Genomic DNA, 26,986 nt, shown 5'->3' with positions numbered 1-26,986 from the left:
ACTTTCAAGATAAATTAATATCACGTTTATTTCTTTTAATCAAGTCAGTACAATTATTGTAAGAGTTATCGGAATTTTTATTTATTTTCCTTGTCATGGTAAGAAAAGAAAGAGAGGCGTTTTACCGTGAAAGTACTGCACTGGCTTGAAAAAAATTTTGAACTATTGGTGCTCGCCATAATGCTGGCCATCATGTGCGTCCTGTCGTTTACGAACGTAGTCATGCGTTACGGATTCCATCACGCCCTGACATGGTCCGATGAGGTATGCTGCTATCTGCTGGCACTATCCGCTTTCTTCTGTCTTCCCTGTGCCATCAGAAGAGGCGTCAGCCTGAAAGTTGATACCTTTACCAGAATGCTTCCTGACTCTCTGCAAAAGTACCTGGAAATTGCCATTTCCATCATTATGGTTATCATCTTGGGATTCCTGCTCCAGGGAACATGGGAACTGATTGGGAAGGCCGCCCTGATTCACCAGGCAAGCCCTGCACTGCGCATCCCTGTCGCATTCCTTTACCGTCTCATGGCTCTTGGAATTGCACTTGGAATCATCCGTTACGTACAGCTTCTGTACCGCCTTTTCGCCGGCAAGGCAAAAACAGAAGCAGACAATGGCCGGGATATTGACCAATAAAAGGAGGGAATGAACAAATGAATATTGGGGTTTTCTTCTTCATCTTATTTGCACTGATCATCGCAGCCCTTCCTATCGGAGGCGTCTTTTCCTTCCTCTCGATGGTTCCTCACCTTGCCAGCAGTTCTTTTTCCTTTGGCGTGAGCGACGTGGCGAGAGCCATGTTCTCCGGCCTTAATAGTTTCACCCTGTTGGCCGTTCCTATGTTCATGGTCTCCGGCATGATCATGGCAAGAGGCGGCATATCCAAGAAGCTCTTTAATTTCTTTGGCTACTTTATCGGGAACAAAACAGCCGGTTTCCCTTGTGCTGTTGTTGTAACCTGTATGTTCTATGCGGCCATTTCCGGGTCATCCCCGGCAACGGTATCGGCAGTTGGTTCTATGACCATTCCTTTCCTGGTCTCGAAAGGTTACGATAAAATTTTTGCGACCTCCATTGTGACAGTAGCAGGAGGTCTGGGAGTTATTATCCCGCCTTCCATTTCCTACATTGTCTACGCTTCTATTGCCAATTGCTCCCCGTCAAAACTGTTCATCGCAGGCATTTTCCCGGGACTCCTGATTGGCGTGGCCCTCATGGTCTATTGCTATATTTATTGCAGGAAACACGGCGAAGACAAAGAAAAACTGCAGGAAAGCTATGAAGAACTCCACAAAGATGGACTCTGGAACCTTTTTAAAGACAGCTTCTTTGCCCTGATGACCCCAGTCATCATTCTGGGGACCATCTATACAGGTGTCTGCAGTCCTACGGAGGCTGCCGTTATCAGCGTGTTCTATGGTCTGTTTGTCTGCATCTGTGTGTATCATACCCTTTCCCTCAAAGATTTGGGACGCGTATTCATGGAAGGCGCCAAGACATACGTCAATATTCTCTTTGTCATTGCTGCCGCGGCGGCTTTTGCCAAAGTCCTGACATTACTCCGCTATCCGCAGACCATCAGCGAAGGCGTACTTGCCCTCTCTGATAATAAATACGTCGTTCTCCTGATTATGAACCTTGTCATGCTGGTCTGCGGCATGTTTATCGACAATATTCCAAATATCATGATTCTTACGCCTATCATGGTTCCTGTAGCAACAGCTCTGGGCGTTGATCCGATTCACTTCGGCATTATCATGACCTGCAACCTTGCCATCGGTATGGTCACACCGCCTATGGGCATCAACCTGTTTGTAGCTTCCGGCATGACGAAGATTCCTATGCTCAAGCTGGCACGCGCGGTAGTCCCCTTCCTCGTCACTTTCCTGATTTCCCTGGGGCTCATTACCAATATTCCCGGCATTTCCATGGGCCTTGTCAGTGCCATTTCGAAAGATACGACCAAGGCCGTTGCCGCCACTACACCGGCTCTTGATGCGGATGCAGACACGTATGGTAAAGATATTAAACCTATGGATCCGAGCTCCATTCCTGCCGAATATCACTGGAGAGCCGCCATGACGGTAGCGGATTCTTCCATCAACTACAAGATGGTGGCCGAATTTGCTCATCTCATCAATCAAAAATCCGGCGGTAAAATCACGGTAGATATTTACCCGAGCGGACAGCTTGGCAACACGACCGAATTTACGGAAGCCGTAGTCAGCGGTTCCATCGACATCGGGACAGGCATGACCACAGACTTGGTTGACTTCATTCCGCAGTATGCTGTCTTTGATATTCCGAACCTCTTTGATAATGTAACGCAAATGAGAGCCGTCCTTAATGGGGATTTTCCGAAAGTCATGAACCAGTACTGCAATGCGGGCGGCATTCAGATGCTTGGCTATTCCGATGCAGGCTTCCGTCAGCTCACAACCAACAAGATTGTAAGAAAACTGGATGACCTCAAAGGACAGAAAATCCGCGTTATGACGAACCCCTACCACCTGGCTTATTGGGACGCCCTCGGTGCCGCCGCAACACCGATGCAGTTCACGGAAGTCTTTATGGGACTGCAGCAAGGTACGATTGACGGACAGGAAAATCCTTACATGAACATCGTAGGGAATAATGTCCAGGAAGTTCAGAAATACATTATTGAGACGAATCACATCGGCCATATCATTACCTTCTTCATGAACAAGGATGTCTACAGTTCCTTACCTGAAAACGTCCGGCAATTGGTCGACGAATGCGCAGCTGCTGCCACTGCTTACGGTAATGCCAAGGCAGATGCCAGCATTAAACAATATAAGCAGATTTGCATGGATGCAGGTGATCAAATCATTACGCTTGAACCCTCCGTCGTACAAGAAATTCGTGAGAAGGGTAAAGTTGTACAAGATATGGTCCGCCGTGATATAGGCGATGAAATTGTCGACCAGCTCATGGAAGCGATTCAAAAAACAAAAGCGGCAAAATAGAAAAAGATAGTAAAATAAGAAATACAATAAAAATTAAAAGCCTTGATGCTCGTCATCAAGGCTTTTAGAAAGGATATAACTACCCATGGATTTTCTTATAAAGAACGGAACTCTTTACGATACTGAACAAAATTGTTGGGTAAAAAGGGATCTGGCTGTCGTAAACGGAATGATTTCTGATTTTCCGACAGCTTCCCTTTTAAAAAATTTTAGAATCATTGATGCAGCCGATTGCCTCATCAGTCCGGGATTCATTGATTATCACACCCACTACTTCGAGGGAGGAAGCGAAAACGGAGTCAATCCCGATGCGACCTCATTTTGTACAGGCATCACGACAGCCGTCGACGCCGGAACAACGGGTGCCGGGAATTACGAGCTTTACCGCCGTTCTATCCTTTCTATGTCGGACGTAAGGATTCTTAATTGCCTCCTTATCGCTTCCGGCGGTCAATCCAATGATCGTTACCCGGAAAATCTCGATCCCCGGTATTTTGACGAAGAAAAGATTGCTATGCTGTTCCGCCGCTATCCCGATAATCTGGTAGGGATCAAGACAAGACTTTCAAACAACATCTTATCTCCGGAACTAGCCAGAAAGTCTATCAAAAAAACAGTAGAAATTGCAGAAAAAGTCGGAACCCGCGTGGTTGTACACGTAACAGACTGTCCGATTCCGCTTGATGAATTAGCCTCTTATCTGCGCCCGGGCGATGTCATTTGTCATATCTTCCATGGCAAAGGAGAACACACCTGTCTGACGAAAGAAGGAGCTGTCCTGGAAGGTCTCTGGAAAGCTCGTAAGCGCGGCGTACTCTTTGATGCCTGCAATGGCAGGAGCAACTTTGATTTAGAAGTCGCCCAAAAGGCCATAAAACAGGGTTTCTATCCCGATATCATCAGCTCTGACAATAACGTATCCAGCTGGTTTCTCCAGCCGCTCCACTCCCTGCCCCGTATTTTATCCAAATATGTTGATTTCGGCATGAAGCTCGAAGACGTCCTAAAGGCAGCAACCCTGACACCGGCACGACTTATCCACCACGAAGAACTGGGAACGCTGAAAAGGGGAACGCCTGCCGACATCGTAATTTTGAAACACAAGACAAAAGACGTTCCCTATGAGGACTGCAATGGTCATTCCTTTACCGGTCATCAGGTTCTCGTACCACAAATGACCTTTAAAGATGGCCGCTGCGTGTACTGTCAGGCAGACTTCCAGTAAATCACACCAGCAGGATTAAATAAAGCACTGTGGAATCCCCCTCTTTCCATAGTGCTTTTATTTTTTGTGTGAAGCCGCAAAAGAAAAAAGCAGAGAATTAGGCGTCGATATCAGCTTCGCCATCAGTGATGAAAATGGGCTTCCGAGAGTAGTATATCGCAGGTATGGTGAAGCACTTGTACTCAGCATCACTTTGGTGCCCGGTAAAGCATACACAGCAGCAGTTACGCAATGTAAGACAAACGATGTAGCCGCTGCGGCAGCAGAGGGGGGCCCTTATGGCAATCCAGACTAACGATCCTCGTATTACGCTTGTATCGGGCGGTTATCCAATATTTGTCAATGGAAAAATCGCTGGAGGAATCGGCGTTGGAGGCGGAACCGAGGCACAGGATTGTACGGTTGCAGAGTACGTTGTTTCCGTATTTAATGAGCTGGTGAATAAATAATTGAGTAATATCGCAAAATTTTGCACATGCAGCAATTTAGAATGTCCATTGCATCCGACAAAGCATGACAAAGGATGTGCTCCCTGTATCAGTAAAAACTTAAAATTAAACGAAATACCGAATTGCTTTTTCAATAAAATCGGTGCCCCGGAAAAAAGAACCGGCGATAGTTTTAAAGATTCCGCAGAAGCAGTATTAAAACAGTCGCAGCAGACTCCTTCCAACAGGTAAATAGAACGGAGATTTAAATTTTTACCATGGCAGGGATTTGATGTGATTTTTACAAAAAGTGGAGTGAGGAAAGCCTGTCTCTTTCCTCACTCCACTTTTTACTATAGAACCACAAAAGAGGCTGACACAGCTTTGCGTCAGCCTCTTTGTAATTTACCAAAATTATTTAGTCGTCTTTTGATTTTGGTTAGCTTGCTTCTTGACATCAGCCGTCATTACGCTAACGCCTTCCATCAGAGGTTTCTTACCTTTGGTCTGGAAAACGACAACCGTGCGGACAGCCGGAGCTTTCTTAGCCTTGCCGGCATAGATCAGGCGGTCAGCTTCAGGAGCCTTTTCGAGAACAACCAGGTGCAGATCGGAAATATCACCGATTTGTTCATCAATGCTCTTCTTCATATTAGCCAGGGTCTTTTCATCAAATTTTTTCTTGAGGTCATCGGAAAAATACGGCTGAGCAGAGCTAAGCGGAGCATTCGTCGTCAGGACTTTCATTACAGCATTAACAGCTTCTTCCTCTTTTGCCAGGGTGTCGCTGGCAGGGCTGGCAAAACCAAGACTGGAGAAGCCCAGAGACAGAACCATCATCAATAAAGCTACGATTTTTTTCATGGAACTCATCCTTTCTGACTAATCTTTCTTAATTATAGTCTTATAAGCTATCTTTTTCAATTCTTTGCATAGCTTCAATTGTGCCTTCCCGGCTTCCGAAAGCCGTCAGACGCAGATAGCCTTCGCCCATCTTACCAAATCCGGCTCCGGGCGTGCCAACGATAGCCAGTTTATTCAGCAGATAATCAAAATATTCCCAGCTCTTCATGTTGTTCGGGCACTTCAGCCAGACGTACGGAGAATACTTACCGCCGTAGTACGTGTAACCCTTCTTATCAAAGGTCTGCATCATGATTCTGGCATTTTCACGATAATAGGCCAGCATCTCCTGGCATTCCTTTTCGCCTTCCGGCTGCATAGCCGCTTCACCGCCGCGCTGCACAATGTAGTTTACACCGTTGAACTTCGTAGTCTGGCGACGGAGCCACATTTTGTTAAGATTCAGTTCCTTGCCTTCCGGAGACTTACGTGTCAGATTTTCCGGAACGATGGTGTAGCCGCAGCGCACGCCAGTAAAGCCGGCCGTCTTGGAGAAAGAACAAGTTTCAATAGCGCAGTCCTTCGCGCCAGGAACGGCAAAAATGCTGTGCGGCATGTCTTTATCCGTGATAAAGGCTTCATAAGCTGCATCAAACAGAATGATGGCGTCATTAGCCTTGGCGTACTTTACCCATTCAGTGAGCTGTTCCAGGTTGTAAGCAGCACCGGTCGGGTTATTCGGGGAGCACAGATAAATAATGTCAGCTTTTACGCTGGGATCCGGCATGGGCAGGAAATTGTTTTCCGGAGTGCCGTTCATGTACAGGATTTTGCGGCCGCGCATGATGTTCGTATCTGCATATACAGGATACACAGGATCCGGAAGCAAAATCACATTGCTGTCATCGAAAAGGTCGGTCAAGTTGCCGCAGTCACTTTTGGCACCATCACTGATGAAGATTTCCTTTGTGCCGATTTCAACACCATGGCGGGCATAATATGCCTGGATAGCTTCGTGCAGAAAATCATAGCCCTGCTCAGGACCATATCCGCGGAAGGTCTCTTTATGGCCCATTTCCTCAACGGCTTTTTGCATGGCTTTGATGACCGTCGGGGCCAGCGGCAGCGTTACGTCGCCAATCCCCATTTTAATGATTTTTTTATCGGGATGAGCTGCCGAAAATTCGGCAACGCGTTTTGCAATATCAGAAAAAAGATAGCTTTCCTTCAAATTTGCATAGTTACCATTCACTAATGCCATAAAACAAATCCCCCTCACATTTTCACTGGCTGTACGGAAACACATCGTTTCGATTAACTAACGTTATCGCTTTACAGCTTTTTACATTATATAAGAAGAAGAACGTGATTTCAAATCAATTAAACAAAAAATCACAAAAAGGTTGCAGGATTTTCTTACTTTGTGTCTTTCAGAGGAACCTGACAAGACTTTTTTCCCTATCCTGCCGCGAACTTGCCCCTACTTAAGCAGTTCGTCAGGAATTTCCATTTCACCCTCATAGACGGTAGTGGCAGGACCCCGCATCATCATATGCCCATCGCTGCCATATTTCAGCTTCAAAGTACCGCCGAGAACACCGACTTCCAAAAATTTATCCCTTTTACCGGCAAGTCCCAGTGTAACCATGGTATATGCCACCGCACAGGCACCGGTTCCGCAGGCATAGGTTTCACCGCTGCCGCGTTCCCAGACGCGGAACTTCACGTGATTCTTATCAATGATCTGTACAAACTCCACGTTGACTCGTTCCGGGAACCAGGAAGAGTGCTCAATGATCGGTCCGAGCGTCGTAACAGGGGCCTTGTCCACGTCATCCACAACCGTGACGAAATGCGGATTTCCCATAGATACGGCCGTGCCGCGAATTTTTAGTTTTTTACCTTCAAATTCGACTTCAATCTCTTCATTGAGGCATTGCGGCTTGTCCCACCGCATCGGAATAGAGGGCGTATCCGTAATCGGTTCACCCATATCCACCATAGCCTCGGTAACCTTACCTTCCTCCACATTCATGGCAATCGTCTTGATGCCGCTCAGCGTTTCCAGGGTAATCGTCGTTTTGTCCGTCAGGCCTTTATCATAGACATACTTTGCCACGCAGCGGGAACCATTGCCGCACATCTTGCCTTCGGAGGCATCGGCGTTAAACATGCGCATACGAAAATCAGCCTTATCAGACGGGCAGATGCAGATAAGTCCGTCTGATCCCACTGAAAGGTGCCGCGGGCTTACATATTCGGAAATTTTACCCGGATTCGGCAGCATCTTATCCATGCAGTTCACATAGACATAGTCGTTGCCGCAGCCGTGCATTTTTGTAAAATGTAATTTCATAATCAGAATGTCTCCTCATTATTTAGTAGAAAATAACTGGTTATCTTCCAATTCTACTTTATATTGGTAGAGAGGTCAATGCAGATTGAGCAACTCCTGACAGGGACTGTATGAGTCCTAGCTGAAGAAAGTAAAAATCATCTGCCGGCAGCGTATAATTTGACCGTTCCTCAAAAAAATGCTGCCTCGGCATTTCCTGCCGATGGGAAATAGCTTATGGTTTTAGTACGTATAACTGCAGTGGACGTATTCTACCGGTGATAGACTTTCTAGCTTTTTACACCTGTTTAAAAAAGTCATTATGAATATTGCATACATTTTCTGTTTCCATTATTACAATCTGCCCAAAAATATTTTTTTAATAATTTTTTAGTTGACAAAAAATAGGAGACTCTATAAAATAGTTATCGTTAACTTAAGAAGCAAGATCCCGTGAAGGGAAAAGTAATTTACTCGAAACGAAGCGCAGAGAGCCGATGTAAGGTGGAAATCGGTCTTCGAAAGTAAACGAAAATCATCCTGGAGGATCGGTGCTGAACCCAGTAAGCACCGCCGGCTGTTCCCCGTTATCAGAAACGCGTATGTTAGTACGCAGCAAGTGCCTGACCGCTTACGCAGTCAGGAATCAGGGTGGTACCGCGGTTAATTCGTCCCTCACAATCATGTGAGGGACTTTTTTTATAGCCTGATCTATAAAAATCTGAAGGAGGATTTATATGAGAAGCGACATTGCTAAAAAAGGAAGTACCCGTTCTGCTCACCGCAGCCTGTTCCATGCTATGGGATATTCCAATGAGGAACTCGCAAAGCCAATGATTGGTATTGTAGATGCCTTCAATGAAATTGTTCCTGGTCATGGTCATCTGCGTGAAATTGCCGAAGCTGTCAAGCTGGGAGTTGCTGCTGCCGGCGGTATGCCGGTTGAGTTCCCGGCCATTGCCATTTGCGATGGTATTGCCATGGGCCACGACGGAATGAAATATCCCCTGGCCAGCCGCGAACTGATTTGCGACTCTATTGAAGCGATGGCAAATGGTCATGCCTTTGATGGTCTCGTACTGATTCCGAACTGCGATAAAATCGTTCCGGGCATGCTGATGGCAGCCGGCCGTCTTAACATTCCTGCCGTAGTCGTCAGCGGCGGTCCTATGCTGGCAGGACGCTGGAAGGGTAAAAACATCAGTGTCAGCACAATGTTTGAAGCCGCCGGTAAATACGAATCCGGCCAGCTTTCCGCGGAGGAAATGGAAGCCATGGAATTCCGCGCCTGCCCTGGCTGCGGTTCCTGCGCCGGACTTTTCACGGCTAACACCATGAACTGCCTGACTGAAGTCCTGGGTATGGGCCTTCCCGGCAACGGCACTATTCCTGCCGCTTACTCCGGACGCCGCCGCATTCTGGCAAAACAAGCAGGTCATGTCATTATGGACCTCGTGAAAAACGATATCCGTCCGCGCGATATCATGACACTGGACGCTTTCAAGAATGCCATTGCCGTAGATATGGCTATCGGCGGTTCCACCAACACGGTGCTGCACCTGCCGGCCATTGCTCACGAAGCAGGTGTAGATCTGCCGCTCTCCCTCTTTGATGAAATCAGCCGTCGTGCCGTTTACCTCACGAAAATGAGCCCCGGCGGCACCTATCACATGCAGGATCTGGACGAAGCAGGCGGTATCCCCGCAATCATGAAGGAACTGACCAAGCTGGGCCTCATCCACACCGACTGCAAGACGGTAACGGGCACGGTAGCCGACCGTATTGCCAATGCCAAGATTGAAAATCCTGAAGTGATTCACTCCGTCGAAAATCCGTACATGAAGAAGGGCGGTATCGCCATCCTGAAAGGCAACCTGGCTCCGGACGGTGCTGTCATCAAGGAAAGTGCTGTTGAACCGGATCTCCTGACCTATGAAGGCACTGCTAAGTGCTATGATTCCGAAGAAGCTGCCATCAAGGCTATTACGGGCGGTGAAATCAAGGAAGGCAACGTAGTCGTCATCCGCTACGAAGGTCCTAAAGGCGGTCCTGGCATGAGAGAAATGCTGAACCCGACTGCCGTAATTACCGGTATGGGCCTTAAAGTCGCCCTCCTTACAGATGGACGTTTCTCCGGTGCCAGCCGTGGTGCCTGCGTCGGCCATATTTCCCCGGAAGCCATGGAAGGCGGCCCGATTGCCCTCATTAAAGACGGTGACCGCATCCTCGTCGATGTACCGAACCGCAAGCTGGAACTGCTCGTAGACGATGCAGAACTGGCCAGAAGAAAAGCTGCCTGGAAGCAGCCTGAACCTAAAGTAAAAACGGGATATCTTTCCCGCTACGCACGCCTCGTTACTTCAGCCAATACGGGTGCTGTGCTGAAATAAGATTTTAGAAAGAAGATTTGATGGATATGAAAAAGCTATGTGCAATGATCAGTAAGTATTTTGGTGTTATGGCCGTGATATTCCTCATCCTCGGCTTTGTCTCTCCGGCAAGCTTTCGTTGGGTACTTGGAAAAGTCGGCGGTGTCTCCGTGCTGAGCCTGCTGCTTGGCATCGTTATGTTTGGTATGGGTACCACGCTTTCTCTTCAAGACTTCGTGCTTGTATTGAAGCGCCCTAAAGACGTCTTTCTTGGAGCCGTTGCCCAGTTCTTCATTATGCCGTTCCTGGCCTATGTCCTGGCTACGCTGTTCCAGCTGCCGCCCGCTCTGACCGTAGGCGTTGTCCTTGTCGGAACCTGCCCCGGCGGTACGTCCTCCAACGTCATCACCTACATGAGTAATGGTGACCTGGCCCTGTCCGTGACGATGACGAGTGTTTCCACGCTGCTCTCTCCGATTCTGACCCCGGCCATTACTTATCTGCTGATTGGTCAGCGCATCAGCTTTGACCCTGTAGGCATGTTCATCAGTATCATCCAAATCGTTATCCTGCCGATTTGCCTCGGTGTTGCTCTGAGAACCTTCCTGCCAAAACTGGCGGCGGTCGCCACGGATTATACGCCGGCTGTTTCCGCACTGGCTATTTCCCTGATCATTGCCGGTGTTATCGGCGGCAGCAAGGCAGCTATTCTTGCCAACGTCGGCATCATCTTCCTCGTTGTTATCCTGCATAACTGCCTGGGATATGCCCTTGGTTTTGCCGTAGCTCATTTTGTGGGCATGCCGTGGAAAAAAGCAGTGGCTCTTTCCATCGAAGTCGGTATGCAGAACTCCGGCCTTGCCGTTGGTCTTGCCAAAGCCCACTTTGCTTCTATGCCGACCGCAACGGTTCCGGGCGCTATTTTCTCCGCTTGGCATAATATTTCCGGTGCACTGCTTGCATGGCTGTACCAGAACTATCTGAACCCGCGCTTTGATCCAGACTATGGGAAGGACACTGAAGTAGAAGAAGCTCAGACTCAGCAAGCATAATAACAAGAACTTAAGAAGGGGCTGTGAAATAATGTATGCGCATTATTTCACAGCCCCTTCTTCTCGCTTTCCGCATTCCGCCGTCCGCCCGTGGAAGAAAAATGACTAAGGCATTTTTCTTTGAACTTATAAATAGCAAATTTTTAACCCCAAGCAAAAATAGTGGGAAAGAGAGGATGGTTTTCTTTCCCGCTTCTTTTGGTTTGGATCAGAGGCTATCCTCCATCACTTCGTGATTCTCCTTCCGACTTCGTGGAAGAAGGTGGCAGGAGATGGTCAAACCTAAAGGTTTGAGCCAGAGGCTATCCTCCATCACTTCGTGATTCTCCTCCTTCCGACTTCGTGGAAGGAGGTGGCAGAGGATAGTCAAACCTAAAGGTTTGACTTAACTAATAAAAAATCTGACCGGCCGACTGACTCATCGGCCGATCAGATTTCTTCACTCGAAAAACCCAATCGCAAATTTATTGACTCGATTTCACTATCCTGCATTGTATTTCGGACTCATTCCCTTCTTTTAATCTCTGGCTGCCCGCAAGCTTCCAGGACAACCGATCTATCTTCCACGTCGATATCCGCCTTAGCTGAGATATCGGTCGATAAATCATCAGAACTGCATTCATCCGCTCGGGATGAAAGACGCTGGATCATCTCCTCGCCTGCTTACCAACCATAGACATTCGTTCGCTATTCAGTTGTAAGAAGAACCACTTGAAATTATTTCCACATCGGGACTAAACCCCGTCACGTTCCTCTCTTTAGAGGTTTACTTCTGAAAACTCGTCTCGTTCGGATTCTTCGTATCCTTTGTGATCACAATTCGCGACCACCCATTTCCTGGCCCATTGGACTATCTCCCTTCTTAATGTTCTTCCAACATGTACCTTGGAATCCCATTGAACATAACCATAAGAAAACCTCCTATCGGTTTAAACTTCCTGTGGTTACTTGCTATCGCTGCCCATTGGACTCGCTCCCATCTCGTTCTTTTTGCTCCCCAATAACTGAAGGAGCAGAACCTTTTGCGATTTCGTCTTTCTTTACCTGCATTGTAGCGTATCTCAAAAATAAATACCAGTGTTTATTTTTCTATTTTTTCGGTAAATATGGCTCAAACCCGCATGAATCCTAGCAATTTTCTTTTAAAAAATCTTTTTTCTCAATTTTTCTATATTTACATTATTGTAAACAATATTTCACTTTTATTCATATTCTGCAATAATATAGGCAATTTATAGTGGATAAGTTTCTTTCCAGTAGAGACACTTGTCTCTAATTTTTTATATTTTCACTGGTACATATACAAAAAGGACCGCCGCAAACTATTAGCGGCGATCCTTTTTGCCAAAGTAGGAGATGAGAGAAGAGAGATGAAAAATGCGTAACCGCATAACGGATTATTTCTTTTCAGGACCGGATCCCACTTTCACATCCATCTTGTCTTCAAAATACTTGACCATAGCGGCCTGATCTTCATCAATATGACCGTTATCGTTCATCCAGTCCATGACCAGAAGCACAACGTCGGTCATTGGCGTATCAATATCAAGCTTATGGGCATAATGCTTAGCATTGATGATATCCTTCCGGTGTACGGCAATGCGTGCTCCCGGCGTATAGTCGCGATGGATGATTTTAGGAACCTTATTATCGTAGACAGGCCCGCCGGCAAATCCACAGCGTGTCGCTTCAAAGGTTGTCTGAAGATCGATGCCGGCTTTTGCTGCAAAGGCATACCCTTCGGCAATGGCTACCATGTAAGCCCCGGCAATCATGTTATTTACGAGTTTCGTAACGTCCCCGCTGCCGCTCTTGCCTACATAGACCGGATTTCCCATGCAGGCCAGATATTTCTCGACCTTATCATACGCTTCCTTATCACCGCCTGTCATGATGGCCAGTGTACCGGCAATAGCTGCCGGATTTCCACCGCTGACAGGCGAATCCAGGAGAAACATCTTCGCTGCTTTAACCTTCTCATATAACTCCTGGATAATATGAGGTGCCGTAGAAGAAAGGTCGATGATGATATTACCGGGTTTCCCGTAGGTGACTGCCTGCTCAATAGAATTAATAATTATAGGATGAGTCGGCAAAATCTGCATGATGATATCGCAGTTTTTGTAGATTTCAACGGGATCTTTGACAGCCTTACCACCAGCACTGATAAACCCTTTCATATGATCGGGTACCACATCATACCCCAAAACTTCGCAGCCACATTTCTTCACCACATTCATGGACATCGGACCGCCCATGACACCCATTCCCAAAAAACCTATTTTCATGATAAAGGCCTCTTTTCAATTAATGATGTATCCCTTTTGCCGAAACCATGGGAACGTGGTCCATCTTTTAAGCTGAATCTCGTAAACTTGATTCTTACATCATTTAAAGGTATATCCAAAAATCTTAAATGCATCTTCACCAAACTTATCCTTATACTTATCATAAACCGGCTTCATGGAAGCCTTCATGGCGAGTCTCATCTCCGGAGTCAGTTCGTTAACGATCATGCCCTTATCCTTAAATTCCTTAACGATTTGCTGATCAAGAGAACGCGACGCCTTAATTTCTTCTTCACAAGCATGCTGAGCAGCTTCCGTAAAGATTTTTTTATCCTCATCGCTGAGGCGTTTCCAAGTCTTTTCGCTGACACTAAGTACCAGCGGATCGTAGCAGTAATCCCAAATCGTCATGTATTTCTGTACTTCTTCAATCTTGGCGGCACGAATCGTATCATACGGGTTTTCCTGACCATCGATAGCCCCTTGCTGGAGTGCTGTAAAGCATTCGCTATAAGGCATCTGAGTCGGATCGGCATTAAAGGTACGGAACACATCGACCAGAATGGCGATGGCCGGAATACGAATCTTCAGGCCGGACAGATCCTCAGCCTTGGTAATTGGATGCACATTATTTGTAATCTGACGGAAACCCGCTTCACACATTGCCAAAACGTGAGGGCCTTTCGCTTCGATTTCTTTCTTGACAAAAGTAAAACCAGGAGCATCTTTCTTAAAGAAATATTCATCCGCGCTCTTATAACCGTTCGTCAAAATCCACGGCATATTAATTACGGAAAGTCGAGGAACAACGTTCGTATGAATGATCGTAGAGTGCATATCACAGTCGGTTGCTCCATTATAAAGCATCTCAATTCCTTTAGTCTGATCACCGGAAGAAAGCTGCTCATTGGAATAAATCGTAATCTTATAACGACCACCGGTCTTTTCTTCGACTTCTTTCTTAAAGCCCTTAGCGGCGACTTGCCAAACACTGGCTTCAGACGTCGTAACATTCATTTTCAAGTTGACAGGGTTATCCTTGCTGGCCGTCTTACCTTTATCCCCGCCACAACCCGTCATTGCAAAAGCAGCAGCAGTCATACAAGCCAAACCTATCCAAAACTTCTTACTCATTTTCATTCCCTCCTTGAAATTAGTCCACATATAATCCACTCACTTATAATACTTGTAAAGTTTTTCCACGTTTAAATTCAAAAACAAAAAAAGAACCGGTTTCAAGTTATTTGTAAGATTTTTCTGATTTTTATGGTATGAGCAATTTCTTGCATTCTGAATTCCAAGGTATTAATTATAAACAATACTCTCTACTATTTCGTATTGACTTTTAAATAAATAAATACGAAAATGAAATAAGTAGGCTTTTGCAAAATTTCAGGACTTAAATTTTGGCCTTACCGGATAAACGGCTAAATTTTTAATCATGTACCAAAATCTCCGATGTAAAGCGCAAATAAGTGATCTCTCCTCTATTTCCCCTCATTGCTATCTGGGCTTTTTTTAACTCCTTTCATTGTAGCAGAGATGCTTTTTGAAGTTTGTAGCGAACTTTACCAAAATTGTGATTTATTTTAGAATAGTATAAAAATTTAGTTTATTTTTTATAAGGAAGGAATATTAATGGATATTACAAAGAGAATCCCACTTCTCTTCAAAAAGTATGGAATTTTACGAAACTATCCAAAAGGAAAAATCTTGTTTCATAAAGAAAGCAGTGCGAAAGAAATTTATTACCTCAAATCCGGGATGGTTCGTGCGTATCTGCTCTATCCTGACGGAGAAGAAAGAACGCTCTGCTTCATCGAATCCGGCAATCTGGTTGGTGAAGAGGCAGTGGGCAACCCGTCCGTCAGAATTGTAAGCGCCGATGCAGCCAGTGATATCACAGTCTATGCCATGGACAGCCAAAAACTGACCACACTCTGCATGCAGCAAAAAAGTGATATGCGTGAACTTTTGGAATTATTCATGAAAAAAATCACACTGCTCCATGGGTGGATTTTTTACGCCCAATTTCTTCATAACGACGAAAAAGTCGCCTGCCTTCTCTACTCTGCTTCAAACCATACGCCTTTCGTTCGCTATACACATGAACAAATTGCCTCCGTCACCGGCATGAGCCGCATCAGTGCGACAAAAGTTTTGGATAAATTCGAAAAAGAAAAGCTCATCGAACTATCTTATAAGAAAATTAAAATCATCGACCGTGAAGGCCTGTTAGCTATATTTAAGGGAATGGAATTTTATTAATCGGTACAGTCTGTAAAACAAGCAATTCTGCTAAACAAAAAAGGGTTGTGAAAGGAAGAATCACCTTTCACAACCCTTTGCTTTGTTTTATTCAGCTTTAAACCATTTATCGTAAATCTTTTGGTATTCGCCGCTTTGCTTTAATTCAGCCAGTGCCTTATTCAGCTTCTCGCACAATTCCTTGTTGCTCTTAGCTGTAGCAATACCGTAGAAGTCGCCCTTCTTCGGGGTTCCTACGCTCTTGGCATATTTGCTGCCGCCCTGCTTCAGGAAATACTGAAGTACCGGCAAATCACTGACAACCGCATCGGCTCCTCCATTTTTCAGTTCCAGGCAGGCGAGATCGGATGAATCGAATGTCTTTACTTTCGCCTCAGGAATTGTTTCTGCATATTTCGCTCCCGTCGTGCCAAGCTGAACAGCAATGGTCTTGCCTTTCAAATCATCCAGGCTATTGATGCTGTTGTTATCTTTCTTTACGATGGCCATCAACCCGGATTCATAGTACGGATCGGTGAAATTCACTTTCTTCTTACGTTCTTCCGTAATACTCATCCCGGTAATTGTTGCATCAATATTCCCTGCTTCCAGAGAAGGAATCAAGCCATCAAAGGCAATATTTTTGATAGTGACCTTTTCAAAGCCGGCCTTCTTTGCCAGAGCATTGATCAAGTCAATATCAAAGCCCATGATTGTACCGTCTTTTTTGTCGGTGAATTCAAAAGGAGCAAACGAAGGATTCGTACCTACAACGAGTTCCTTCTTCGCTTCGGCCTTTTTATCACTGCTGCCGCTGCTGCTTCCACTGCTGCCTCCGCATCCAGCTGCCGCAGCGCAGAGCATCAGCCCGGCCAGCAGCCCGGATAACATCTTTATCTTTTTCATAAATATTCCTCCTTGTTAACCATTGTGTAGATTTTTTCGTGTTGAATGCGATAATTATACATCTTATTTAATTATTATGCAATAGGAAGTCAATGATAGCACGGAATTCTTTAGTGAGCAAGTAAGATTAAGTCGACAGGTACTGTTACAAAAATCCTTTCCACAAAACGCAAAAAGGACTGCCGCATAACAATACACGGCAATCCTTTTCGCTCAAGATGGAGTTGAGAAGAGAGATGAAGATAAAATCATCTTCGAAACAAGCGAACAATCCTAACAAATACTCACATATGCGGATAAAGCAGCATCTTACCGGGCATACCGTTTTTTACGGCACTTACGGCGCTGTCAAAATCAGACAGAGCATAACGGCCGCCGATGACGCGGTCCAGTTTCCAGTACGAGCCCTTCATGACTTTAGCAAAGTCTATCCACGTATCCCAGATTTTACGGCCCGAAATCCCCGTGAGTTCAATTTCACGGTAAATCAGATCATCCGTCATATCCTCGATGGTAACCGGTTTGCTGGGCAGGCCTACGCAGACCAGACGCCCGGCTGCGCGCAGGCACTTCAAATCCGTGTTGATGGCTTTGCCGGACCCCGTAATATCCACGACGCGGTCGACACCCATACCTCCAGTGAGGGCTTTGACCTCTTTCGGCAAGTCTACCTTTGCACTGTTAAATACGTAGTCAGCACCCATATCTTTAGCGACTTCAAGTTTTTCATCAATGAGGTCGCAGGCAATCACTTTAGTCGCGCCAAAAGTCTTGCTGGCGGAAATCGCAGTAAGTCCAATCGGGCCACAGCCGCTGACAAGCACCGTATGACCCGGTACATCCGCTTTTTCGACACCGTGGACGCCGGCGCCCATGGGCTCAAACATGCAGGCAGCTTCGTAGGAAATATCATCATCCAGAGGGAAAGTGACATCCCAGCGGATTTTGGTATACTCGGCAAAAGCACCATCCTGGCTGACGCCAAAAATCTTCATATTTTTGCAGATATTCCTCATATCATGCTTGCAGAACCAGCACTCACCGCAGGAAATATGCGATTCGCAGGACACGCGGTCACCCACTTTACGTTCGGTCACGTTTTTGCCGACAGCAACAATATCACCGGCTGTTTCATGACCCGGAATCAGAGGCGGATGTACCCGCATCTGGGACCAGGTATCCCAATCCATGATATGAAAATCCGTACCGCAGATAGCACTGCAGTGAACTTTGATTAAAACTTCGTCATCCCCGATTTGAGGAATCGGCAAATCTGTACGGTACACAAACTTACCGGGGCCTGCTTCTTTCTTTACCAGGCCGCACATCGTTCCTTGCATTCGATTCACTCCCGTTTCTAAGAAATAAGTCTGTAAACTTTTTAGTTTTTGCTTCTCAAAAGCTTAAAACTTATACCCGAAAGCATTAAAGGTGTCCTCACCGAACTTGTCCTTGTATTTCTCATAAACAGGAACCATCGCTTTCTTCATTTGGGCAATGACTTCCGGAGAAAGTTCATTAACCTGAACTCCGCTGTCTTTGAATTCCTTTATGATAGTAGCATCCAGTTTTCTGGAAGCAGCAACTTCTTCAGCACAAGCTTTACGGCCTGCTTCTTCAAAGATTTTCTTTTCTTCGTCGGTCAATTTATCCCATACTTTTCCACTGACACTAAGAACAATCGGGTCATAGGAATAGTTCCAAATCGTCATGTACTTCTGAACTTCCTGGAGTTTAGCCGACCGCATAGTATCGTAAGGGTTTTCCTGTCCATCAACAGCACCCTGCTGCAAAGCTGTGAAGCATTCGCTGAATGGCATCTGCGTAGGATCGGCGCCAAGTGTCGTGAACACGTCCATCAGAATTGTGATCGGCGGAACACGAATCTTAAGACCCTGCAGATCTTGCGGTTTAGTAATCGGTCTTACATTGTTCGTGACCTGACGGAATCCGTTTTCGCCAATGCCCAGGCAATGCACGCCTTTAGAAGCCATCTGTTCCTTGATTAATTTATCGCCGGGACTCCCTGCCTTCATAATATACTCATCTACGCTCTTATAACCTTCAGGGAAAAGCCAGGGCATACTGACAATACTTACTTTAGGAACGACGTTAGAAACAATCATACTCGAATGGATATCAACGTCAGTAGAACCATTGAACAACATTTCGATGCCTTTTGTGAAATCACCGGAAGCAAGTTGCTCATTGCCGAAAATGTTGATTTTGTACTTACCTTTAGTTTTCTCTTCTACTTCCTTCTTAAATGCCTTTGCAGCCACATGCCAAACGCTGCTCTCACTCGTTGTTACATTCATCTTGAGAGTAATGGGCTGCCCTCCGGAACTATCTGCGGATTTATTTCCGCAGCCTGCCACAGCAAGAGAAGCAAGTGACATACAAACTAGACCGGCAACAAACTTTTTCTTCATCAGAAATTCCTCCTTTGCCTCAACATCTTTTTTCACCTATCGAATATAGTATTCGGTATTTTTTGATATTTCTGATTTTATAGCCATTAATTGCCGTACTCCCGCTCAAACAAAGAAGACATCACCTTGTAAGGTGAGATTCCCTGCAAGAAAGAGTAAGAAATGAAAAAATCAAAATGTTTTAGATTGTAAAAGTACCATCTGAACTTATCCGCAAAAAACAACTATAGATTAACTCAATGATTATTTGGCAGTAAAGAGAAGCAAACTAGCAGCAGCGATTATTTAAGAGTAACAAAAATAGGTACAACTTGTATCACCACTACGGAAGATTATAATACAAGTAAGATAAAACACAATAAAAACTTTAATATTTTGAATTTTTTAAAAATTTTAAGACAAAAAGTGATACGACTATTACAAATAGTTTTTAAATAGTTATAAATTCATTTAAATAATAAATTAAATCGTTCTAATTCATTATAGCTTACATTCGAATTAGCTTCAATATTGAGCACTAGTAGACAAAAGAAAAACTCCTGAACGACATTCGTCATTCAGGAGTCAATCCAACCGGCAACGCCCTATCCTCCCGGACCGTTTCCAGTCGAGTACTTTCGGCGTACAAGGGCTTAACTACTGTGTTCGGCATGGGAACAGGTGGATCCCCTTGGCTATCATCACCGGATTTACTGAAGGCATGAGCCCTCAAAACTTCATGAAGAGACTTCTTACATCTTCTATCTCGAGCTTAAGTCAAGCCCTCGACATATTAGTACAGGTCAGCTTAACACATTGCTGTGCTTCCACATCCTGCCTATCAACCTTGTAATCTTCAAGGTGTCTTACCGGATCACTCCGTGAGAGATCTCATCTCAGGGATGGTTTCACGCTTAGATGCTTTCAGCGTTTATCCGTTCCGGACGTAGCTACCCAACTATACCCCTGGCGGGATAATTGGTACACCAGCGGTCCGTCCACTCCGGTCCTCTCGTACTAGGAGCAGCCCCCTTCAAATCTCTTACGCCCGCGATGGATAGGGACCGAACTGTCTCACGACGTTCTGAACCCAGCTCACGTACCACTTTAATGGGCGAACAGCCCAGCCCTTGGGACCGACTTCAGCCCCAGGATGTGATGAGCCGACATCGAGGTGCCAAACCTCCCCGTCGATATGGACTCTTGGGAGAGATTAGCCTGTTATCCCCAGGGTAGCTTTTATCCGTTGAGCGATGGCCCTTCCACAAGGATGCCACCGGATCACTAAGCCCTACTTTCGTACCTGCTCGCCGTGTTTGGCTCGCAGTCAAGCTCCCTTCTGCCTTTACACTCGCCGCGCGGTTTCCGTCCGCGCTGAGGGAACCTTTGGGCGCCTCCGTTACTCTTTAGGAGGCGACCGCCCCAGTCAAACTGCCCGCCTAACACTGTCCCGAGGATCGTTGCTCCTGCGGTTAGAATCCCGATATTCAAAGGGTGGTATCCCAACGGTGACTCCGTATACCCCGGAGGGCATGCATCCAAGTCTCCCACCTATCCTGTGCGTCGAATATCAGAACCCAATATTAGGTTACAGTAAAGCTCCATGGGGTCTTTCTGTCCAGTCGCGGGTAACCTGCATCTTCACAGGTATTTCAATTTCACCGGGTCCCTCGTTGAGACAGTGCCCAAATCGTTACACCTTTCGTGCGGGTCGGAACTTACCCGACAAGGAATTTCGCTACCTTAGGACCGTTATAGTTACGGCCGCCGTTCACTGGGGCTTCAGTCAAATGCTTTGGGTCGAACCCGGACATCCTTCTTTAACCTTCCAGCACTGGGCAGGTGTCAGCACCTATACATCAGATTTCTCTTTCGCAGGCACCTGTGTTTCTGGTTAACAGTCGCTTGGGCCTCTTCTCTGCGACCACACCGCGCTCCGCGAGCAAGTCGCTTCACGCTTGTGGCTACCCTTATCCCGAAGTTACGGGTACATTTTGCCGAGTTCCTTAACGAGGGTTCTCCCGCGCACCTTAGGATCCTCTCCCCGCATACCTGTGTCGGTTTACGGTACGGGCGGCTGCTCTCTCACTAGAAGCTTTTCTCGGCAGCGTAGGCCCAGCCCCTTCGGGAACAAGTTCCCTCCGCATCACGCCTTGGCCTCAGTGCACGGATTTGCCTGTGCACCAGCCTGCACGCTTGCACGCGATCTACCATTCTCGCGCGGACCTGCCTTCCTGCGTCACTCCATTGCTCAAACAATCGCAGCCGGTACTGGAATATCAACCAGTTGTCCATCTCCTACGCCTTTTGCCTCGGATTAGGTCCCGACTTACCCTGAGACGACGATCGTTGCTCAGGAATCCTTATGCTTTCGGTGGATAGGATTCTCACCTATCTTTTCGCTACTCATGCCAACATTCTCACTTCCCACCAGTCCACCGTACCTTACAGTACGACTTCAGCCCGATGGGAACGCTCCTCTACCACGCGGTACAAGTACCGCATCCATAGCTTCGGTTCCATACTTTAGCCCCGGGAATCTTCGGCGCAGGGCCTCTCGACCAGTGAGCTATTACGCACTCTTTAAATGGTGGCTGCTTCTGAGCCAACATCCTGGTTGTTTGTGAGACCCCACATCCTTTTCCACTTAGTATGGCATTGGGGACCTTAGCTGATGGTCTGGGCTGTTTCCCTTTTGACAACGGGACTTATCTCTCGTAGTCTGACTCCCAGGCTCTGCAGCACAACCATTCGTAGTTTGACAGGGTTCGGTAACCTTTATGGTCCCTATCCCGATCAGTGCTCTACCGCCTGTGCTTACTGCCTGAGGCTAGCCCTAAAGCTATTTCGAGGAGAACCAGCTATCTCTGCGTTCGATTGGAATTTCACCGCTACCCACGATTCATCCGAAAGTTTTTCAACACTCACCGGTGCGGTCCTCCGCGCATTTTTACCTGCGTTTCAACCTGATCATGGGTAGATCACTACAGTTTCGGGTCTGCGAACACTAACTACTCGCCCTGTTCAGACTCGCTTTCGCTACGGCTCCGCATTTCCTGCTTAACCTCGCCAGTGCCCGCAACTCGTTGGCTCATTCTTCAATAGGCACGCCGTCGCTTGCGCTCCGACTGCTTGTAGACATACGGTTTCAGGTTCTCTTTCACTCCGCTCCCGCGGTTCTTTTCACCTTTCCCTCACGGTACTATACGCTATCGGTCACTAAGAAGTGTTTAGCCTTGGAGGGTGGTCCCCCCGACTTCCCACAAAATTCCTCGTGCTTCGTGGTACTCTGGATACCTGCCGCCTCGCTCTGCCCTTCGCCTACGCAGCTCTTATGCTCTCTGGCCTACCTTTCCAGGTAGTTCGGCTGGGCCTGACTCGGTTTATGCAGGTCCGTAACCCCGGTCATCCGAAGATGACCGGTTTAGGCTCTGCCCTCTTCGCTCGCCGCTACTGTGGGCATCTCGTTTGATTTCTCTTCCTCCGGCTACTTAGATGTTTCAGTTCACCGGGTTCCCCTCCCGAAGGATACCAGCCCATGACGGCTGGTGGGTTTCCCCATTCGGACATCCACGGATCAAGACCTGCTTGCGGTTCCCCGTGGCTTTTCGCAGCTTACCGCGTCCTTCATCGGCTCTTAGTGCCAAGGCATCCACCGTATGCCCTTAGTAGCTTGACTTATCTTTTCACTTCGATAAATTGTCCGCTCCTTTGTCGCTCGTCGCTCATCGGGCTCGATATACCTGAGTATTATCTCGCCCGCTTCGCTTCCTCGCTTCGCGGATCAGAGCAATTTCTCTTCGTGAAATTCTCGCTAGATTTCTCTTGCGAGTTCAAGTACTAAGGAACGTTCGTTCCTTGGTTCTTTTCTCGTTAAACTCATTTCTAAATTCGCATTTAGATCAGAGGTGCTTGCATGTTCATCACAACATACAAGACTTTTTTGTCTCTTCTATGAAGTTTTCAGGGTTCATGTTCCAGGGACAAGCCCTGGGAACCAAATATTGACCGGACAGATGTGCGTCGACGAGAGATTGAACCAGGACCTCCGTCCTGATTGGTTCTCCATAGAAAGGAGGTGATCCAGCCGCTCGTTCTCGAACGGCTACCTTGTTACGACTTCACCCCAATCATCGGCCCCACCTTAGACAGCTGACTCCTAAAAGGTTATCTCACCGGCTTCGGGTGTTACCAACTTTCGTGGTGTGACGGGCGGTGTGTACAAGGCCCGGGAACGTATTCACCGCAGTATGCTGACCTGCGATTACTAGCGATTCCAACTTCACGTAGGCGGGTTGCAGCCTGCGATCCGAACTGGGGTCGGGTTTATGGGATTTGCTCCACCTCGCGGTATCGCTGCCCTTTGTTGCCGACCATTGTAGTACGTGTGTAGCCCAAGACATAAGGGGCATGATGACTTGACGTCATCCCCGCCTTCCTCCAAGTTATCCCTGGCAGTCTCCTATGAGTCCCCACCATTGCGTGCTGGTAACATAGGATAAGGGTTGCGCTCGTTGCGGGACTTAACCCAACATCTCACGACACGAGCTGACGACAGCCATGCACCACCTGTTTTCGTGTCCCCGAAGGGAGGGACCCATCTCTGGGTCTTTCACTCAATGTCAAGCCTTGGTAAGGTTCTTCGCGTTGCGTCGAATTAAACCACATACTCCACCGCTTGTGCGGGCCCCCGTCAATTCCTTTGAGTTTCAATCTTGCGATCGTAGTCCCCAGGCGGGATACTTATTGCGTTAACTCCGGCACAGAAGGGGTCGATACCTCCTACACCTAGTATCCATCGTTTACGGCCAGGACTACCGGGGTATCTAATCCCGTTTGCTACCCTGGCTTTCGCATCTCAGCGTCAGACACAGTCCAGAAAGGCGCCTTCGCCACTGGTGTTCCTCCCAATATCTACGCATTTCACCGCTACACTGGGAATTCCCCTTTCCTCTCCTGCACTCAAGACTCCCAGTATCCAACGCCATACGGGGTTAAGCCCCGCATTTTCACGTCGGACTTAAGAGCCCGCCTACATGCTCTTTACGCCCAATAATTCCGGACAACGCTTGCCACCTACGTATTACCGCGGCTGCTGGCACGTAGTTAGCCGTGGCTTCCTCGTCAGGTACCGTCAACACAACGTCTTGTTGATCCGCTGTGCTTTCGTCCCTGACAACAGAGTTTTACAATCCGAAGACCTTCATCACTCACGCGGCGTTGCTCCGTCAGGCTTTCGCCCATTGCGGAAGATTCCCCACTGCTGCCTCCCGTAGGAGTTTGGGCCGTGTCTCAGTCCCAATGTGGCCGTTCATCCTCTCAGACCGGCTACTGATCATCGCCTTGGTAGGCCGTTACCTTACCAACTAGCTAATCAGACGCGGGTCCATCTTCCAGCGATAGCTTGCAAGCAGAGGCCATCTTTCATCCCTCCTCCATGCGGTGGAGGGATCGTATTCGGTATTAGCATCCCTTTCGGAATGTTGTCCCCAACTGGAGGGCAGGTTACCCACGCGTTACTCACCCGTTCGCCACTAAGAACTTACCGAAATAAGTTCTTCGTTCGACTTGCATGTGTTAAGCACGCCGCCAGCGTTCGTCCTGAGCCAGGATCAAACTCTCCAAAATAGGATTATTTTGAAGAGCCGCTTGGCTCTTGAAATACTAGCTTCTTGTTTTTTTACTTCGTTTTCTCGAAGTGACTCGGTCGCGTCACCAAAGTGACTTGACCCGCACATCTGTCAATCAATATTCAGTTCTCAAGGTTCATTCCTTGTCGTTCGCTTCATTAGCGACGACTTGTTTATATTACCACTCAGAAAAGATCTTGTCAACAACTTTTTTCTTCGCTGTTTCATCTTTTCTTTGTGAGCGCTCTCTAGAGGAGAGTGCTTGATTATAGTACCACACAAGTCTCATTTATGCAAAATGATTTTTATGGCAAATTTTCGTTCATTTCCGAGATTTTTACAATATTTTTCTTCTTTTACCTACTTTTTACATCAATTTCTTTTTATTTTGTTCCTTTTCCGTAATATTTTTGTAAAACTAAAATATAATTCGCCTTTTCCCGAACGATTTTCGATATTATTTTTTAAATTGTATATTTTGTTCATTTTTTAATAAAAATGGTGCTGCCGGTAAACCAGCCGCACCATTTTTACTCTATATTTATTTCAGGCCAAAAACCTCCATGTCATCTTCCACATTGGAGATGGTTCCGATTCCAAATTGTTTTACTAACAGAGCTGCCACATTCGGAGAAAGGAAGGCAGGAAGAGTCGGTCCCAAGTGGATATTCTTTACACCGAGTGCCAGAAGTGCCAGGAGTACAATCACCGCCTTCTGCTCATACCAGGCAATATTATAGACAATCGGGAGTTTGTTGATGTCATCAAGCCCGAAAGCTTCCTTAAGTTTCAAGGCAATCAGTGCGAGCGAATAAGAATCGTTGCATTGTCCTGCATCCAGGACGCGCGGAATCCCTCCGATATCACCCAGGTTCAATTTAATATAACGATATTTTGCACAGCCAGCCGTTAAAATCACCGTATCCTTCGGCAGGGCTTCTGCAAATTTAGTGTAGTAGTCGCGGGTCATATGACGGCCGTCGCAGCCCGCCATGACTACAAATTTCCTGATAGCACCGGATTTCACGGCTGCCACCACTTTGTCTGCCAGCGCCAGTACCTGAGAATGAGCAAAACCACCGATAATCTTGCCCTTTTCCAAAGCTTTAGGAGCGGCGCATTCCTTTGCCTGCGCAATCACCGCGCTGAAATCTTTTCTGCCGTCAGCAGTTTCATCAATATGACGGCAGCCGGGATACTGAGCTGCGCCCGTCGTCCACAGGCGGTTCTTGTAGCTGTCTTTTGGAGGTACGACACAGTTCGTAGTCATCAGGATAGGTCCGTTAAAGCTTTCAAACTCTTCCCGCTGCTTCCACCAGGCGTTGCCATAGTTTCCTGCAAAGTGCTTATATTTTTTGAAGAATGGATAATAATGGCCCGGCAGCATTTCTCCGTGTGTATAGACGTCCACGCCTGTACCTTCCGTCTGATCCAGGAGCATTTCCAAATCCTTCAAATCATGACCGGAAATCAGAATTGCAGGATGATTCCGGACACCAAGGTCTACCTCCGTCATTTCCGGCTGGCCATAAGCACTCGTATTGGCTTCATCAAGGAGAGCCATGCCTTTGACGCCGAACTTTCCCGTTTCCAGTACCAAAGCAGTCAGTTCTTCAGCTCCCTTATCGGTATCCAGAAGAGCAGCCAGAGTGCTCTGAATAAATGCGTCGATAGATTCGTCTTCTTTCTGCAGCACATTTGCATGTTTCAGATAAGCCGCCAGTCCTTTTAAGCCGTACGTAATAGTCTCTTTGAGGGAACGGATGTCCTCATTAGCTTCGGCAAGTACACCCACTTCCGCTGCCTTTGCAGCATATTCCGCTTCCGTGCCGTTCCACAGAGCCGCTTCAGGAAGATTTTCTTTGTGCTCCGCTTCAGCTAACAGCTCAGCCTTCCGGTGAAGCGTCATCGTGATACGTTCACGAATAGAAGCTTCATCGAAGTTCGCGTTTGTAATGGTCGTGAACAGGTTTAAGGTAATAAGATGGTTAATTTCGCGGGAAATTGTTTTTCCTTCCTTACGCAGCTCGGTCGTAACTGCAGAAATTCCTTTGGTTACAAAAATTAACAAATCCTGCATAGCAGCGACTTCCGGACGCTTGCCGCAGACACCGGCCACCTTGCAGCCCTTGCATCCCGCCGTTTCCTGACATTGATAACAAAACATTGTATATACCTCTCTTTCTCACTGACAAGTTTCAGTAATTGCAATTCCGATTGATGAGTCCATTGTAGCCTGGAAGACATATTTATTCCGTTGTTATA

The 26,986-nt window shown here is 46.9% G+C and carries 15 protein-coding genes, 3 rRNA genes, 1 pseudogene and 1 other annotated feature; of the genes and pseudogenes, 7 read left to right on the top strand and 12 right to left on the bottom strand.

Features of this window, described 5'->3' with window-relative positions:
- Window positions 1–126 precede the first annotated feature (126 nt).
- The 4 genes and pseudogenes from LKE33_04695 (at window position 127) to LKE33_04680 (ending at window position 4,661) form a co-directional block, all read left to right on the top strand.
- Window positions 127–636: a TRAP transporter small permease gene (locus LKE33_04695; protein MCH3950223.1), complete on the top strand. Its 510-nt coding sequence runs from the start codon at window positions 127–129 to the stop codon at window positions 634–636.
- Between the two features lie 17 nt (window positions 637–653).
- Window positions 654–2,987 carry a TRAP transporter large permease subunit gene (locus tag LKE33_04690; GenBank protein MCH3950222.1) on the top strand — a complete coding sequence of 778 codons (2,334 nt, stop codon included), beginning with the start codon at window positions 654–656 and terminating at the stop codon, window positions 2,985–2,987.
- A gap of 85 nt (window positions 2,988–3,072) precedes the next feature.
- Window positions 3,073–4,212, top strand: coding sequence for a metallo-dependent hydrolase (locus tag LKE33_04685; protein MCH3950221.1), 1,140 nt, complete (start codon window positions 3,073–3,075; stop codon window positions 4,210–4,212).
- 64 nt (window positions 4,213–4,276) lie between these two features.
- Window positions 4,277–4,661, top strand: a pseudogene (locus LKE33_04680) (heme-binding protein).
- Between the two features lie 393 nt (window positions 4,662–5,054).
- Here the strand turns inward: LKE33_04680 and LKE33_04675 are convergent.
- The 3 genes from LKE33_04675 to dapF all read right to left on the bottom strand — a co-directional run bounded on the left by LKE33_04675 (window position 5,055) and on the right by dapF (window position 7,839).
- On the bottom strand, window positions 5,055–5,504 hold the full coding sequence (locus tag LKE33_04675) for a hypothetical protein (GenBank protein ID MCH3950220.1): 450 nt from the start codon (window positions 5,502–5,504) through the stop codon (window positions 5,055–5,057).
- A gap of 40 nt (window positions 5,505–5,544) precedes the next feature.
- Window positions 5,545–6,744, bottom strand: coding sequence for an LL-diaminopimelate aminotransferase (locus tag LKE33_04670; protein MCH3950219.1), 1,200 nt, complete (start codon window positions 6,742–6,744; stop codon window positions 5,545–5,547).
- A gap of 219 nt (window positions 6,745–6,963) precedes the next feature.
- Window positions 6,964–7,839: a diaminopimelate epimerase gene (gene dapF, locus LKE33_04665; GenBank protein MCH3950218.1), complete on the bottom strand. Its 876-nt coding sequence runs from the start codon at window positions 7,837–7,839 to the stop codon at window positions 6,964–6,966.
- A 423-nt stretch (window positions 7,840–8,262) separates the two neighbouring features.
- Window positions 8,263–8,497: a binding site (T-box leader), on the top strand.
- Window positions 8,498–8,555: 58 nt separating this feature from the next.
- Here dapF and ilvD point away from each other — a divergent pair.
- Window positions 8,556–10,208, top strand: coding sequence for a dihydroxy-acid dehydratase (gene ilvD, locus LKE33_04660; protein MCH3950217.1), 1,653 nt, complete (start codon window positions 8,556–8,558; stop codon window positions 10,206–10,208).
- 26 nt (window positions 10,209–10,234) lie between these two features.
- Window positions 10,235–11,239: a bile acid:sodium symporter family protein gene (locus LKE33_04655; GenBank protein MCH3950216.1), complete on the top strand. Its 1,005-nt coding sequence runs from the start codon at window positions 10,235–10,237 to the stop codon at window positions 11,237–11,239.
- A gap of 1,397 nt (window positions 11,240–12,636) precedes the next feature.
- Here the strand turns inward: LKE33_04655 and LKE33_04650 are convergent.
- Together LKE33_04650 and LKE33_04645 are read right to left on the bottom strand one after the other, a co-directional pair.
- A complete protein-coding gene (locus tag LKE33_04650; GenBank protein MCH3950215.1) occupies window positions 12,637–13,527 on the bottom strand; it encodes an NAD(P)-binding domain-containing protein in 891 nt (296 codons plus the stop codon).
- Window positions 13,528–13,626: 99 nt separating this feature from the next.
- Entirely contained in the window at window positions 13,627–14,661 is a 1,035-nt protein-coding gene (locus LKE33_04645) for a DctP family TRAP transporter solute-binding subunit (GenBank protein MCH3950214.1), read from the bottom strand.
- 504 nt (window positions 14,662–15,165) lie between these two features.
- Here LKE33_04645 and LKE33_04640 point away from each other — a divergent pair.
- Window positions 15,166–15,795, top strand: coding sequence for a Crp/Fnr family transcriptional regulator (locus LKE33_04640; GenBank protein ID MCH3950213.1), 630 nt, complete (start codon window positions 15,166–15,168; stop codon window positions 15,793–15,795).
- A gap of 87 nt (window positions 15,796–15,882) precedes the next feature.
- On the opposite strand, the gene LKE33_04635 is transcribed toward LKE33_04640, so the two are convergent.
- The 7 genes from LKE33_04635 to hcp form a co-directional block, all read right to left on the bottom strand.
- Window positions 15,883–16,680: a basic amino acid ABC transporter substrate-binding protein gene (locus LKE33_04635; GenBank protein MCH3950212.1), complete on the bottom strand. Its 798-nt coding sequence runs from the start codon at window positions 16,678–16,680 to the stop codon at window positions 15,883–15,885.
- A 284-nt stretch (window positions 16,681–16,964) separates the two neighbouring features.
- Entirely contained in the window at window positions 16,965–18,020 is a 1,056-nt protein-coding gene (locus LKE33_04630) for an alcohol dehydrogenase catalytic domain-containing protein (GenBank protein MCH3950211.1), read from the bottom strand.
- Window positions 18,021–18,083: 63 nt separating this feature from the next.
- Entirely contained in the window at window positions 18,084–19,112 is a 1,029-nt protein-coding gene (locus tag LKE33_04625; GenBank protein ID MCH3950210.1) for a DctP family TRAP transporter solute-binding subunit, read from the bottom strand.
- Between the two features lie 571 nt (window positions 19,113–19,683).
- Window positions 19,684–19,800: ribosomal RNA gene (gene rrf / locus LKE33_04620) — 5S ribosomal RNA — on the bottom strand.
- Between the two features lie 64 nt (window positions 19,801–19,864).
- A 23S ribosomal RNA gene (locus tag LKE33_04615) occupies window positions 19,865–22,770 on the bottom strand.
- Between the two features lie 392 nt (window positions 22,771–23,162).
- A 16S ribosomal RNA gene (locus tag LKE33_04610) occupies window positions 23,163–24,719 on the bottom strand.
- The 16S, 23S and 5S rRNA genes sit together here, the layout of an rRNA operon.
- A gap of 543 nt (window positions 24,720–25,262) precedes the next feature.
- The gene (hcp, locus tag LKE33_04605; protein MCH3950209.1) at window positions 25,263–26,888 is read right to left on the bottom strand and encodes a hydroxylamine reductase; all 1,626 of its coding nucleotides are present in this window, start codon (window positions 26,886–26,888) and stop codon (window positions 25,263–25,265) included.
- Between the last annotated feature and the right edge of the window lie 98 nt (window positions 26,889–26,986).

This window comes from Acidaminococcus sp. (genome assembly GCA_022482815.1).
Lineage (GTDB): Bacteria > Bacillota > Negativicutes > Acidaminococcales > Acidaminococcaceae > Acidaminococcus.
This window is presented reverse-complemented; position numbering and strand designations above follow the sequence as displayed.